This window comes from Tateyamaria sp. Alg231-49 (assembly GCF_900143535.1).
In the GTDB taxonomy this organism is placed as follows: domain Bacteria; phylum Pseudomonadota; class Alphaproteobacteria; order Rhodobacterales; family Rhodobacteraceae; genus Tateyamaria.
Genome location: NZ_FRFA01000001.1, coordinates 582,883 through 596,344 on the forward strand (window position 1 = coordinate 582,883; position 13,462 = coordinate 596,344).

Genomic DNA, 13,462 nt, shown 5'->3' on the forward strand with positions numbered 1-13,462 from the left:
GGCACGGATGTGGATGTCCTTCACCTGTCTGGCAGCGGGATAAATTCATCCTCATCCCCCGGAGGCAGCTTGAACCGTCCATGCGCCCAATCACCGGCGCGCCACGCCTCTTTGGCCGCATCAATGCGTTCCTTTGAAGATGCCACAAAATTCCACCAGATATGGCGTGACCCTTCAAGCGTCGCACCACCAAGCATCATCAGACGCGCACCTGCATCCCCTGCCCTAAGCGACATTGAATCTCCCGGACGAAACACCATCATCTGTCCAGCTGCGTAAGTCTCGCCCGCAACAAAAATCGAACCCTCAACGACGTAGACACCGCGGTCTTCATGGTTGTCGGGCAGTGGGATGGAAGCCCCCGCCTCAAGCACGGCATCGGCATAAAACATTTCAGAAAACGTCTGCACCGGCGCGCGTTCGCCCCACGCATCGCCCAGGATCAGTCGCACTTCCTTGCCCTCACCTTGCAGAAACGGCAGATCGTCCTTCGCCGCATGCTGAAAGTCCGCCGGGTCATCCTCGGCATCCTTTGGCAGGGCCACCCATGTCTGAATGCCAAACAGATCATGCGGGCGTTTCAGCAGGTCGCCATCGGCGCGTTCGGAGTGGGTGATTCCATGACCCGCCACCATCCAGTTCACCGCCCCCGGTTCGATCCAACTGTCAGTGCCCAGACTGTCACGGTGGTGAATTTTGCCCTTGTAGAGATAAGTGACCGTGGCCAGTCCGATATGGGGGTGCGGGCGCACGTCGATGCCTTTGCCAGTGACAAACTCCGCCGGCCCCATCTGATCAAAGAAAATGAACGGACCAACCATCTGCCGCTTTGGTGCTGGCAGCGCGCGGCGCACCTCGAATCCACCCAGATCACGGGCACGCGGAACGATGATTGTTTCAATGGCATCCACCGCATCACCCTTTGGGCAATCGGGATCGAGGACTGGGTTCCAACTCATCTGACGGCTCCTGTGTTGTATGTGACAAAGGTAGCGCAGCTAGCCGCGCACGCAATATGCGCCAAATGGCGGAACCTGTGCGATTATGCACATTGCGTGGCAATACCCCCATGTAACGAGGCGGTGTTCGCTGGACGATGTAAACATGAGGTGCGTGCGTTCTGAGCCTACGACGCGCCGTAGAGAACCATTTTTGTCGCTAAACAAGACAAGAAGGAATGGTGGGTCGTGAGAGGCTCGAACTCCCGACATCTTCGGTGTAAACGAAGCGCTCTACCAACTGAGCTAACGACCCGCCTGACGGTGTTCTATGCGAGGCACGTCCCGGTCTGCAACCCCCTTTTACAAGGTGCGGTGTATCCCGTTTTCAACAACGTGCACCAAGCCTTGCCCACCCGGACGGCTGCCCAAAGTCGCGGAAGGTTGATCCATGGCGACTGTGCGCAACATGCGCGAGGTAATGCCATGGGTCACACAAAGCGTCGGACCCGTCAGATCGCCCAGAAATGCAGTGCAGCGCGCCCGCAAAGCGGCAAAGCCCTCACCACCCGGTGCATGTTCGTAAAGAGCGATGGGGCCGTCTGGTGTGTCTTCCAACACCAGCCCACTCGGGGTGACATCGGCGCGCACCTGCCCTGACCAGTCGCCAACCTCGATCTCGCGCAGGCGATCATCCGTGCGCAAAAAGTTAGCCCGACGGGCCAGCGCGATAGCTGCTGTTTCAAATGCGCGCCCCTGTGGGCTGACCCGGATGTCGAATTGATCGATATCCACCGCCTCCAGCGCTTGCGCCAAACGGCGCGCCTGCTCTTGTCCCAGTTCCGTAAGCGGAGAGTTCAATGCACCCTGAAACCGCCCTTCGGCATTCCATTGGGTTTCCCCATGCCGCATCACATAGATTGGATGGAAGGGCACGAGTTTTCTCCTGTTGTGGGCGTGATATGGATCCCAGGGACCCGAGGGTGTTCAAGGGCGTTGTGGCGACGGATCAGGGCGCGCGCAAGGGCACGCAATGGCAAAAATGTTCGGAGTTAAAGGATCATCCAAAGGAATGGGTAAACGCCGCGTCGGACGGCCAATCAACTCAATGCCAAAACCAAGAAGCATCTAGAGAGAGCTTTGGTGGGTGATAAGAGATTTGAACTCCTGACATCTTCGATGTGAACGAAGCGCTGCACCCAACACACTCATGCATAATCTAGACTTCCGCTTGTCACCGTGAGACACTGAATACCCAATGATGTCAACGCTGTGTAATGTCGCACACATCAGTACGCAGAGCAACAATCCATGCAGTGTCGTCATCTATTCTCTGCGTCCATTTCATTGCAGCTTGCAGCGGAAGTGCAGCCGTGTCGTTTGTAACGACGACAAACACGTTGATAACGCTGACCAAACGAAGTGCGCGGTGCGGACGTTGAGGCATTTGTCACGAGTTGTGCATTGCCCGTGACCGACTGACCCGCCACCCACTTGTCCAGCACTCCCCCGCGTAAAAGCAAAACACGGGTGCTTTAGATGCGCGTCTGGCGGGAGGGATGTCGGACGTGCACCCCTTTGCGGTATGCCATTGCAACAGATGCGATGCAAAACGTGTGTTCATGCGTGTGCAGCAAGACAGGCGACGACGCATTGTCGGCCTTTCCATGCAAGCCCAATGTCCCGCGCAAACCCGCTTTTGGCGTAAATTCAAAAAAGATTGGCCCAAACTCCAATGCAGACCCGAAGCTCATTGCCCATGTCCTGAGTGTAATGCCGAGCAAATGTTATCGGAAGATAGGCTAACATCAATTGGTGTTAGCCGCCCAGCTTTGCTCATCTGCAATTTTGCGCCCAGAGGCTCTGCTACGACGGAGCGCATTCTCAAAGTGGAGTATTTAAAATGACAAGTGCAGTTCTTCCATTTGTGATCATACTTGCGATACCGCTGATGATTGGATTTGTTTTCCGAGACCTTCAGGCGAAGTGGGTAGGATTTGTTTTTGCAGGCCTTGTTGCCGCTTCGAGCACAGGCAATCAATTTGTCCTCAGGTCACTTGATTACACTGGTGCACGCATAAGCGTTCCAACGGATGAATGGTTGATCGGAATGATCTTGGCCGCTGGCTTCTGGGGAGCTGTGGCGTACGGGATCACGAAACTGGGTAGCAAACTACGGTATGCTCAGGACGAACGGCGCGGTTTGATCGCCGAAGATCACAATGGTGCTTCGGTCAAATCCGATTGCGGTCAAGACTACCTCGCCTCGCAAGCGAAAGTGATGAGCGATCCAGCTTACAAATACATCCCGAAGCCGAAGAAACCCAAAGCCCGAGCAGAGCAAGGGAAGGCGCAAAAAATGTCAGATGCAGAAATTGAGCGTCAAAAACGAGACCCTGCATACAAATACATCCCGAAGCCAAGAGGCGCGCAATGAAGACAGAATCCGTTTCGTTGATTGTCAGTGTGGCGATTGCATTTGCAATTACCACTGCGCAGCCCGCATCCGCAAACTGGGTTTCGAAGCTCGCGAACAAGCTTGCAAATGAAGCTGTGGAGAATGCTCCGAATGCAGCTGGTCACGCAGAGCGCGCAGCTGGCAGACGTTCCAGCCAAACTCAAGCTGAGCATGGTGAAACGGATGCTGAAATTCACAACAATGGTGTGGTTTCGCAGTATGTCAGCAAGGAACATGGTTTCCGCTTCAATTTCCCGAGCAACTGGAAAATTGTGAGTGCGGGTGTGCGCGGAACTGAAGTCATGCTGGTTTCTGGCAGTGCATCCGGCATGAGTTGCAACGTTGTATTGCAGTACATTCCCGCTCTGGAAGGCATGCATAGAAAGGAGCTGGATGATTTGATCTCGAAAGAGGCATACAATGCTGAATACTGGTCCGACTTATTCGCAATGTACAACGAGGTTCAAATCCGAAAACATGATCTTGGTATGATGCCGGGTAGCAAGGCTCAGTATGTTCTTGCTGACGTAGTTTACAATTCGTTTGAAAAGCTTGAGCACCTTACGCTCTTGCAGGCCGTTACGTACCAATCAGGCAAGGCTACATGGATTGGTTGCTCGGCCCGCTCAGGTTACTGGGAAGAAGTATCAGACCTTGCGCTGCTCCCACTTCGCACCTTCACTGTCGAGTATTGACAAGATACCGTAGTGGCTCAGACCAAGCGCCAGCAGAACTATTTTTCGGGGGCGCACTCCGACTAAAGATGTTGTGACCCACTCAAGGCAGCGTGATCGTAAGACTGTTGAGATACAATTTGCTGAAAGGATCCACAGATGCCAATTCCGTTGTTTTTTCGCGCAGCTGCATGTTGCCTCACGAGTATCATCTTGTGTAATCACGCGGTTGCCGACGGTTGGGAACTTCTTGAAACGGGCGTAACAGAAGCCCAATCTGGAGCAACCATGAACTTGTTCTTCCAGTTTGACAATGAAGCTGGCCGTTTTTGGGTCAGGACAGAATTTGTTGATGGAAATGATCTCGTAGAAAACGGCGCTGTACTCGTCACGTATTTCGACATCGACTGCGAGAAGCGCATTTTCTTTTGGGAAGATGGAGGCAGGGATGAATTCACCGACTACCCTCCTGGAAACAAAATTCGAACTCGTGTCGAAGAGTTTTGCGACTGATCAAAACGTAAGTTGGACTGCTCGTTTGCAAATGGGTCACCAAGAGCCACTGAGCCTACACTCAAAAAACTGTTTCGTGTACTTTACCTCGGCAATTGAACTGGCTTGAAACCCTCAAGGCCCGAGACCTCGGTCTGACAATATTCCTGCTCAGCTTCTCGCCACCGCTGTTCCAACCACTCGGCCAAACGGATCGCTGCACCATACCGGCTCTCTGTCTGTGGTTAAGTCAAGTGTGTTAGGTTCTGTGTCTTCCGGGTCCGTGGTTCTCTACGAGGTCAGGGATTATCCTGCCTCCTGATGGCGTACGGGACTGATCTGCCAAAATGTCACTCACGAGGTTGGGAGTTGCCCACCTCAGCCGGTTGGCTGGCTCGATCTGCCTCCGTCCCGGAGGACGTCGAACCTACCCCTTGTCTCTCGGGCAGGTATTCAAAATCTCAATCTCTCAGCTGGCACCCTCCATTCTTGGCTCAAACACGGTTTCGTTTCGCCAGATGCTATGCAGGATGACCGCAATTTTTCGAGAGGCGGCTACGGCTGCTTTCTTGTGCCCCTTGCGCTCGGCTAACTTTGCTGCCCATTCTTTCAAACGAGAGGGCTTCCTCGTGCAACTGATCAATGTTGACGCCGCTGAGTATAATAATCGGCGCATATCGCAATCACCGCATTTGGATATTTTACCCGACCAATCCACCTCGCCGGACTGATGGCGTTTTGGCGTGAGACCGAGGAACGCGCCGACATCGACCGATTTCCTGAACCGCTTTTCATCGTCCAGTGTCGCGATGTACGCCAAGGCAACAATGGGCCCAACACCCGGAACGGTCATCAGTCGGCGCGCTAGATTACTTTCGCGCGCTATGGTCCTGACCTCGTCGTCCAGCGCGTCTCGGGCAATGCAAAGCGTCTTATGCAGAGGTATGAACGTTTCTGACATCATCGCAATCGCCGGATCCGCATCCGCCACAGCGGTTAGCTGATCCCGAAAACCTTTTCGCAACTTTCCCGGCGCAACCGACGTCATGCAAATACCAAACACCTTGAGCACACCACGCACATGACCTTCGAGATCCTTGCGCATGCGGATCAACCGCTCGCGGGTTCCGATAAGGACGCGCATGCGCTCTGAAGCTTCGCTGCGGATATGGACCTGAGTGAACCAACCCGTTCGCGCCAACTGGGCTAATCCTTCAGCATCGCCCTGATCGGACTTGTTAATCCGCCCCGACAGCGCTTTGTGCGCCAGGCGCGCATCTATGCAAATGATAGGCATCCCACGTTTCTCCAATTCGCGGGTGAGCCAAATCGCCAGAATGCCGCTCTCATGAACGACCCGCTCTACCTCTGACGCGTGCTTTGAAATAAACTGCGCGATCATATCCGGATCTGTTGAGATATCCGTGCGCGCGGCGACAACACCCTTGTCATCCATGATACAAATCGACGTTTCTTTGACGGACACGTCCAATCCAACGTAATATGCCATTGTCGTTCTCCATTGTGGCTGCTTCATTGAGGCCAGTATACTGTACCTCGTTTGCCCAAGGAGAGCGGCACCCACAGACACACCATGTCAGTCGATTGCAACCATGCCGCCGCATCCCGCAGTGAAATCACGACGCGATTGTTCGATACTCGCTGCGATGAAGGACCTTTCCCGCGCAACCGTGACATGCGTAGGGTGTTCGGCTTGATCCCGCAAACACGACAGAATTCATGGGCGTAAATCGTGCCATCGTACCGGATCATGCGCACCAGATCAGGCGCGGTTGTAGCATCATGCAGCGCCGATTGGGTGATGCCTGGGGACCGTTGTCGCTGCGGCTCCGTCGCGTCAGGTTGTGCCTCAGTTTCCGTCATCCGCATCCCCGTATTCTTCCACTTCAATTCCATGTTTGCGTGCGCTTTCGATCACCATCTGTCGGATCACCTTCTTGCGTCTTATTCTTTCAAGGCCCCGATGCATCTTCTCAGCTGTTGTCATCTTGCGCACCTTGAGCGGACGCTGTCGTAGCAGTCGAGTTCGGCCCATCACGCAAACTCCCGATCAAATGAAACTACGTTGCCGACTGAGCCACCGACGCCAATCTTTCGGCGGGCCAGTTCATGCCCATAGCTGCTGAACAGTCGATGCAAGATCAACACACCGTCCTCGCGTTGTCGCAGCACTCCACACCGACGCAATTCATTAAAGCCTTGCACCGCTTTGTTATGGCCCATCTTCATCGAAGCTGCCGCCTGTACAATCACTGCCTCACCGCCGCCCTTGCGACTGGTCACGCGGATCATGCCCATCAGCAACGTAGCCGCATCGACGCTGAGGCTATCGAACGCACGTACTGCACCCGCGTCACTGAGTGCGATGGGTTCCGTGATGCTTGTAGTCAGCGTTGTTTCTGCCTTGCTTTTCATTTCCCCAACTCCTTTCTCTCATGGCATCTATCCTCCTCGATTTCGTTGTCTTGTTCCGTCGTTACGAGAGCCAGCAAATCTGTTAGTTTCGCGACTTCATCTTCGAGCGCCGCAATGTGCTCATCCCTGTTTTTAAGTTGCTTTCTTAACCTTTGATTGTGTGACAAGCTTTGCGTTTTCTTACGCTTGCTGCCCTGCGTCGTACCGGGTTCTGTCGCGTTGGCGATGCGAGTGCCATCAATGGTCCCATCATCATTTAGCAAGCTGTTACCAGCCCGGTGCGCATCCATAGTCAGCGCAACACTGCTGACCATCCCTGCAGGCATCTGACCAAAGTGCGCGGGGTGCATCACCGACACATCGCTCTCAGCGAACAAGATCAAACCAAGATTTACCGCCTTCTCCAAGCCTTCCTTCGCCTGCACACGCGTCCACTCTGCCCGTTCGAAGACTTGACTGAATATTCGCTGCGCTTCGTCTGACCAGCCGTTCAATGCATCCTGTCGCATTAGCTGTTCCATCGTAGGCATGTCGGGGTTCATCGCGCCCACCAACCTATCAAGCGTGAAGTCCGGTGGCGCGATACAGCGTGTGGGAACCAACGTGACGTGATTGCGTTGATGCTCAAGATCAGCGCGGACGTGCTGCGCATCGAGCACCTTTTGCCCGCTTACAAAACTCACCCCGTGCTTTCGCTCACGTTGTCCTGCGAATGACAATAACTTTGTCATCCCAAGCAATACCGCGCCAACAGCATCAGTGCTGAACAATAACTGTATGTTTATTGCGAATTCAGACACCGTCACTGGGTGATAACGGGGCGAGCCAAATTCTTCGGTTACCTTCGCATTACCCGCACTGTCAAAGCGGACAGAAGGTTCGAAAGTCAGCACCCCGATCCTACTGTTAAGGTGGGCAAGGTATTCGATCCATCCCGGCTCGCCGATCAGCAAATAGGGGTGGCTACTTGACGTAAGTAAGTCTCTTTTACGTGAAGTAGCCACCCCATCGCTTTTCGCTGCTTCGGTCATTCTTCTGCCCACCGGCGTTCACGCCTCTTGATCTGGCCAACGGTTGACTGTGCAATCCCCCACTTGCGCGCGATTTCTCGCTGCGGGCGTTTATCCCTTCGAATTACGGCTGCGTCTTCGCTGCTTAAATCAACGGCCTTCGGATGCCTTGCTCCGCGTTCCAACGCTCCCTGTTCATATGCATCAAATGCGTTTTCGCTCGGTGTTCCGACGATCAGGTGGTTTGGGTTTACACATGCTGCATCACCGCACAGATGCCTTGTGTGTTGCCCTCTTGTGGGCATGGCAATGGCTTGGGCGATTGTCGCTTTGCGGTCACGAAACTTGAATGTTGGACGGCCCCCCGAATGTGACCGGTTTACATAGATGCAGCCAAACTCATTCATGAAAGCTTGCTCGGTTTTCACTGTTTCGAGGGCGTGAACATGAGCCGCCAGGATCCAACACGCCTCAGTCATGGCAGTTCACATGATTTACGGCCACAGGAACCGCCTGACGTTCTAGCCAGGCCTCGACTTCAGCGCGTCTGTACCTAAACGTCCTGCTAGTTACCTGAAGGGCTTGAGGGCCGTCTCCTCGGAGCCTCATCCGTTTAAACGTGCTGACGCTGACCCCAACAAGTGAGGCAGCCGCAGCTGGTGTTAGAAGGTCATCTTCCAAACGAAGAGATTGGTTCTGTGTCATCAGCATCACCTTTTTTTAGGGTAGCTGTGACATCTGCCTTTGCGTGTCATCCTCGCTTCAAATCAAGTCAGATCGTAGCCGATCGGGTCTGCCCAGTCAAATCGCCAAAAGTATTTTCTATATTTCAAACAGCTACTTGTGGGACATTGTGCCTCACTTCTCGACGATCCCAGTTTAAGCATGCAGCTTCGCAACAATGTTGACGGCGTTGAGATGCGTGTATCGCAGCAACATGCGCGTATCCCGGTGACCACTGATCAAAGCTACTTCTGGCAGTGAAAAACCGCGTTCAAACAAGCTGCTTATTGCTTCATGTCTGCAATCGTGAAAACGCAAGTCGCCGATGCCCGCACGATCAACAATCCGACACCAAGCAAGCTGCACAGCATTACCCTTCATCGGAAACACACGATCATTGGCACAACATGCATTTGTGCGTGAACGCAATAACTCCAAAGTGCGTACCGCAAGCGGTGAGAGCGGGATCGTACGTGCGTGACCGTTCTTTGATGTTCGCAGACGTATCACCGACAGTTGCGCGTCGAAGTCGGGCCATCGGATTGCCAGCAACTCGCCGCGTCTCATCGCAGTTTCAAGCGCCAGTACAATAAGCGGTCTGATCATCTGATTTCGATAGCTTGCGGCAGCATCCAGCAGAGCCGTTCGTTCATCTGGTGTGATCCTGCGTTCTCGACGGTTGCGTATCACCGGCCTGCGCACTTTTCGCACGGGATTGGTTGGCAACGGAAACCCCCAATCGCGTTCAGCAATGTCAAGCGCGTGCTGCATTACTCCCAAGTAGCGACAGACACTTGCAGCTTTCATTCGCAATAGTCGACGGTCCCTCCAGTCTGAGAACTGCCTCGTGTTCAATCTATCCAGTCTGGTTCCGCATAGTGATGCGTCGTCGCGCAGAATGCTTTCAATCATGCATTTCTCGTTGCGCCCTGCTTTCTTTTGGGAAACCACCTCATCTCTGTAGCGCAACAAAATGTCTGAAAGCACAGCACCCTTCAGTATGTTCAAATCAATCGGAAGGTGGCTCCGCTCAGCATTTGTTTCTATCTCTCTTGACCAAGACAGTGCATCTTTTCGCGTCCTGAATGTCTTTGAAATGCTTCTTCCGTTAGTCCGAACTTGCGCCTGCCACTTCCCACTCGGGCGTTTTAAGATTGATGCCACTGCTGTTTCTCCCGCGTATGGCGGGCATTCAATGCAGCGGACTTGCAGCGGGCAGAAATTTCTAAGATTTCATGGCTCGACGTCGAACCAATCAAACCATTGATTTAACAAGAGGGTTAGTGGTGGGTGATAAGAGATTTGAACTCCTGACATCTTCGATGTGAACGAAGCGCTCTACCACTGAGCTAATCACCCAAAGCCCGCGCGTCTTAGCCGGAGCATCGCACAGTGGCAAGAGGACGTCCGCACGAAACTATTATTCCGCAGCCGTCGGCGGCGCCACATCTGGGTCGAGGTCCTTTGGATCGGGATCAGCCGTTGCGCTGAATGCGTCTTTAGACTGCCGGATGCGCGCGATCATCACCTTGCCGTTTGGCTTTATCTTTTCGCGGTTTACCTTGATTTTGCCCATGGGTTGCAGATTCAATTCGCGATTGTCCTGCAAGGCGGCCCCAAGAACGGCAAGTGTGGCCTCCACAATGGGTTTCACATCTTTTTTCTTGAGGCCGGATTTTTCGACAACCGCATTGATCAGTTCTGGTTTTCGCATCATCGGGCCCAACACGACGGGCTTGGGCGCATCTACGACTGTCGCCGGTGCAGCTGGCTCTGGTTTTGGCGCGGCTACCGCTTTGGGCGTGGTCTTTTTGCGCGGCGCCTTTGTGGTTTTGGATGCCCGGGTGGTGCTTGTCGATTTCGCCATGACCTGCCTCTTTTTTTTCTGTTGAAGCCTCTTACCCAAATTTTGGTCAAAAATCTATGTATTTAGGCCTGAGTTGGCACAACGAGGCACACGGCACACAACGAAAAACGCCCCGGAAAGGAACCGGGGCGCTTTTTGTGTCCAATTTGGGTCAGATCAGTGGGCCGTGGCCCCTGCTCCGCCGCCAGCCGCTGTGCTGGCAGCCGCGGCCGCTGCGGCCTCTTCGGCGGCTTCATCCCATTCGATCGCGTCAGGCTCGGCAATCAATGCGCGGCTCAGCACGTCACGGACGTGCGTGACCGGAATGATATCGAGCCCTTCTTTGACGTTGTCCGGAATCTCGGCCAGATCCTTTTCGTTTTCTTCGGGGATCAGAACAGTCTTGATGCCGCCACGCAGGGCCGCGAGAAGCTTTTCCTTGAGGCCCCCAATGGGCATCGCGTTGCCGCGCAAACTCACCTCGCCGGTCATGGCGATATCTCTGCGCACCGGAATGCCTGTCAGGACAGAGACAATCGAAGTGACCATCGCAAGCCCGGCACTTGGCCCATCCTTTGGCGTCGCCCCGTCAGGAACGTGTACGTGAATGTCCAGTTTGTCGAATTGCGTGGGCTTCACGCCGATCTCCGGACTGATCGAGCGGACATAACTTGCCGCCGCATCAATCGATTCCTTCATCACATCGCCGAGCTTGCCAGTCGTCTTCATCCGCCCCTTGCCGGGCAGTTTCAACGCCTCGATGTGCAGCAGATCACCTCCGACGGATGTCCATGCCAGACCGGTCACAACACCCACCTGATCCGCCTGTTCGGCCAAACCATAGCGATACTTGCGCACGCCAAGAAAATCGCCAAGATTTTCGGACGTTACAAAGACTTCCTCAACCTCTTTCTTAACAATCTTGGTCAGCGATTTGCGCGCCACCTTGGCAATCTCACGCTCAAGATTCCGCACGCCCGCCTCGCGGGTGTAGTAGCGGATGATGTCGCTCAGGGCCTCATCAGTCAGCTCGAACTCAGACTTCTTCAGCCCGTGGTTCTTGACCTGCTTTTCGATGAGATGCTGCTTGGCGATCTCGCTTTTTTCATCCTCGGTGTAACCCGCCAGCGGAATGATCTCCATCCGGTCGAGCAAAGGACCGGGCATGTTGTAGGAGTTCGACGTGGTCAGGAACATCACGTTTGAAAGGTCATATTCGACCTCCAGATAGTGATCGACAAAGGTGCTGTTCTGCTCAGGGTCCAACACCTCAAGCATCGCAGACGCCGGATCACCCCGAAAATCCTGCCCCATCTTGTCGATTTCATCGAGCAAGATCAGCGGGTTGGTGGTCTTTGCTTTCTTGAGCGCCTGAATGATCTTGCCAGGCATGGAGCCGATATAAGTTCGGCGGTGCCCACGAATTTCGCTCTCATCACGCACACCACCAAGGCTGATGCGAATGAATTCGCGCCCCGTCGCCTTGGCAACAGATTTCCCAAGCGAGGTTTTACCCACGCCAGGAGGGCCGACCAAGCACATGATCGGACCTTTCATCTTTTTGCTGCGTTGTTGCACGGCAAGGTATTCGACAATGCGTTCTTTAACCTTTTCAAGGCCATAGTGGTCGTCGTCGAGAATTTTCTCGGCGCGCCCGAGGTCCTTTTTCACGCGAGACTTCACGCCCCACGGGATGGACAACATCCAGTCGAGATAGTTGCGCACAACAGTCGCCTCAGCACTCATGGGCGACATATTTTTCAGCTTTTTAAGCTCGGCATCGGCCTTTTCACGGGCCTCTTTGCTCAGCTTGGTCTCAGTAACTTTCGCCTCGAGTTCAGCAACTTCGTTTTTGCCGTCCTCGCCATCCCCCAGCTCGTTCTGAATGGCCTTCATCTGCTCATTCAAATAATACTCGCGCTGGGTTTTCTCCATCTGAGATTTCACGCGGGTCTTGATCTTCTTTTCGACTTGCAGAACCGACAGTTCGCCCTGCATCAGGCCATAGACTTTCTCAAGCCGTTCGCTGATCGATAGCGTTTCAAGCAGGTCTTGTTTTTGCTCAACCTCGATGCCCAGATGCCCGGCCACAAGATCGGCCAGTTTGGCAGGCTCGGAGGTTTCTCCGACGGCGGTCAACGCCTCTTCGGGAATGTTCTTTTTAACCTTGGAATAGCGCTCGAACTCTTCAGCGACCGAGCGCAACAGCGCCTCAGTCGTGGCCATGTCACCGGGCATCTCCGACAGATATTCGGCGCGGGCCTCGAAAAAGTTATCGTTTTCCAGGTATTCCGTAATGCGCACACGCGCTTGGCCCTCGACCAGCACTTTTACGGTACCATCGGGCAATTTAAGCAGTTGCAGTACATTCGCCAGCACGCCCGCTTTAAAGATGCCATCCGAGTCAGGATCGTCGATCGAAGGGTCAATCTGGCTCGACAGCAGAATCTGCTTGTCATCGGCCATCACCTCTTCCAAAGCGCGCACTGATTTATCACGTCCCACGAACAGCGGCACAATCATGTGCGGGAAGACGACAATATCGCGCAGCGGCAGCACCGGATAAGAGGCGTTGAGTGGCTCTTGCATGCGTTTTTTCCTTTTGAGTGGCAAGACGGCGTGGCCCCGCTTGGCGGCAACCTGTCCCCGTCTCCTATTTCGTGTTAGGACTGCTTGATCTGTGGCCTTTGCGCCCCGGTTTCAAGGGTTAGTGTGCCGTGACAGCGCGGCAGGTGCAATGGGATCAGCGGGTTTGTCCACATAAAAAGACCACTCTCTGTGGGGGCCGATGCCCATCTCGCCACAAAATGTGGATAACTGCCGTGCCCCATGCGTCAATGCGTCCCTCACGAATACTTGAAACTCCGGCGTGTGCTTTACGTAGG

The 13,462-nt window shown here is 54.1% G+C and carries 14 protein-coding genes and 2 tRNA genes; 3 read left to right on the top strand and 13 right to left on the bottom strand.

Annotation, left to right across the window (positions count from 1 at the left end; all coding sequences use genetic code 11):
• Window positions 1-20 precede the first annotated feature (20 nt).
• The 3 genes from DHN60_RS02800 to DHN60_RS02810 all read right to left on the bottom strand — a co-directional run bounded on the left by DHN60_RS02800 (window position 21) and on the right by DHN60_RS02810 (window position 1,874).
• On the bottom strand, window positions 21-959 hold the full coding sequence (locus tag DHN60_RS02800; protein WP_108835706.1) for a pirin family protein: 939 nt from the start codon (window positions 957-959) through the stop codon (window positions 21-23).
• A 219-nt stretch (window positions 960-1,178) separates the two neighbouring features.
• Window positions 1,179-1,254 (bottom strand) — tRNA-Val (locus DHN60_RS02805).
• A 47-nt stretch (window positions 1,255-1,301) separates the two neighbouring features.
• Window positions 1,302-1,874, bottom strand: a complete 573-nt coding sequence (locus DHN60_RS02810; RefSeq protein WP_108835707.1) for a histidine phosphatase family protein — start codon at window positions 1,872-1,874, stop codon at window positions 1,302-1,304.
• A 967-nt stretch (window positions 1,875-2,841) separates the two neighbouring features.
• Between DHN60_RS02810 and DHN60_RS02825 the strand changes: the two genes are divergently transcribed.
• From DHN60_RS02825 to DHN60_RS02835, 3 genes are all read left to right on the top strand, one after another.
• Window positions 2,842-3,375, top strand: a complete 534-nt coding sequence (locus tag DHN60_RS02825; RefSeq protein WP_108835709.1) for a hypothetical protein — start codon at window positions 2,842-2,844, stop codon at window positions 3,373-3,375.
• Window positions 3,372-4,091 carry a hypothetical protein gene (locus DHN60_RS02830; protein ID WP_108835710.1) on the top strand — a complete coding sequence of 240 codons (720 nt, stop codon included), beginning with the start codon at window positions 3,372-3,374 and terminating at the stop codon, window positions 4,089-4,091. The genes DHN60_RS02825 and DHN60_RS02830 overlap by 4 nt, the downstream gene beginning before the upstream one ends.
• A 138-nt stretch (window positions 4,092-4,229) precedes the next feature.
• Complete coding sequence (locus tag DHN60_RS02835; protein ID WP_108835711.1) at window positions 4,230-4,583, top strand: hypothetical protein; 354 nt, start codon at window positions 4,230-4,232, stop codon at window positions 4,581-4,583.
• 448 nt (window positions 4,584-5,031) lie between these two features.
• Here the strand turns inward: DHN60_RS02835 and DHN60_RS02840 are convergent, their stop codons facing one another.
• From DHN60_RS02840 to lon, 10 genes are all read right to left on the bottom strand, one after another.
• Window positions 5,032-6,072, bottom strand: coding sequence for an IS110 family transposase (locus DHN60_RS02840; protein WP_108835712.1), 1,041 nt, complete (start codon window positions 6,070-6,072; stop codon window positions 5,032-5,034).
• 360 nt (window positions 6,073-6,432) lie between these two features.
• Window positions 6,433-6,570 (bottom strand): hypothetical protein, encoded by a 138-nt coding sequence (locus DHN60_RS02850; RefSeq protein WP_159089091.1) that lies wholly within the window; start codon window positions 6,568-6,570, stop codon window positions 6,433-6,435.
• Window positions 6,571-6,617: 47 nt separating this feature from the next.
• Window positions 6,618-6,998 carry a hypothetical protein gene (locus DHN60_RS02855; protein ID WP_108835715.1) on the bottom strand — a complete coding sequence of 127 codons (381 nt, stop codon included), beginning with the start codon at window positions 6,996-6,998 and terminating at the stop codon, window positions 6,618-6,620.
• Window positions 6,995-8,029, bottom strand: coding sequence for a hypothetical protein (locus DHN60_RS02860; RefSeq protein ID WP_108835716.1), 1,035 nt, complete (start codon window positions 8,027-8,029; stop codon window positions 6,995-6,997). Before DHN60_RS02860 ends, DHN60_RS02855 begins: the two co-directional genes overlap by 4 nt.
• On the bottom strand, window positions 8,026-8,487 hold the full coding sequence (locus tag DHN60_RS22955; RefSeq protein WP_108835717.1) for a hypothetical protein: 462 nt from the start codon (window positions 8,485-8,487) through the stop codon (window positions 8,026-8,028). The genes DHN60_RS02860 and DHN60_RS22955 overlap by 4 nt, the downstream gene beginning before the upstream one ends.
• Complete coding sequence (locus DHN60_RS22960; RefSeq protein ID WP_368773170.1) at window positions 8,480-8,719, bottom strand: helix-turn-helix transcriptional regulator; 240 nt, start codon at window positions 8,717-8,719, stop codon at window positions 8,480-8,482. Before DHN60_RS22960 ends, DHN60_RS22955 begins: the two co-directional genes overlap by 8 nt.
• 168 nt (window positions 8,720-8,887) lie before the next feature.
• Window positions 8,888-9,502: a site-specific integrase gene (locus tag DHN60_RS02875; RefSeq protein WP_159089093.1), complete on the bottom strand. Its 615-nt coding sequence runs from the start codon at window positions 9,500-9,502 to the stop codon at window positions 8,888-8,890.
• Between the two features lie 513 nt (window positions 9,503-10,015).
• Window positions 10,016-10,090, bottom strand: a tRNA-Val gene (locus DHN60_RS02880).
• A 61-nt stretch (window positions 10,091-10,151) separates the two neighbouring features.
• Complete coding sequence (locus DHN60_RS02885) at window positions 10,152-10,598, bottom strand: HU family DNA-binding protein (RefSeq protein WP_108835719.1); 447 nt, start codon at window positions 10,596-10,598, stop codon at window positions 10,152-10,154.
• 156 nt (window positions 10,599-10,754) lie between these two features.
• Window positions 10,755-13,166, bottom strand: a complete 2,412-nt coding sequence (gene lon, locus DHN60_RS02890; RefSeq protein ID WP_108835720.1) for an endopeptidase La — start codon at window positions 13,164-13,166, stop codon at window positions 10,755-10,757.
• Window positions 13,167-13,462 lie beyond the last annotated feature (296 nt).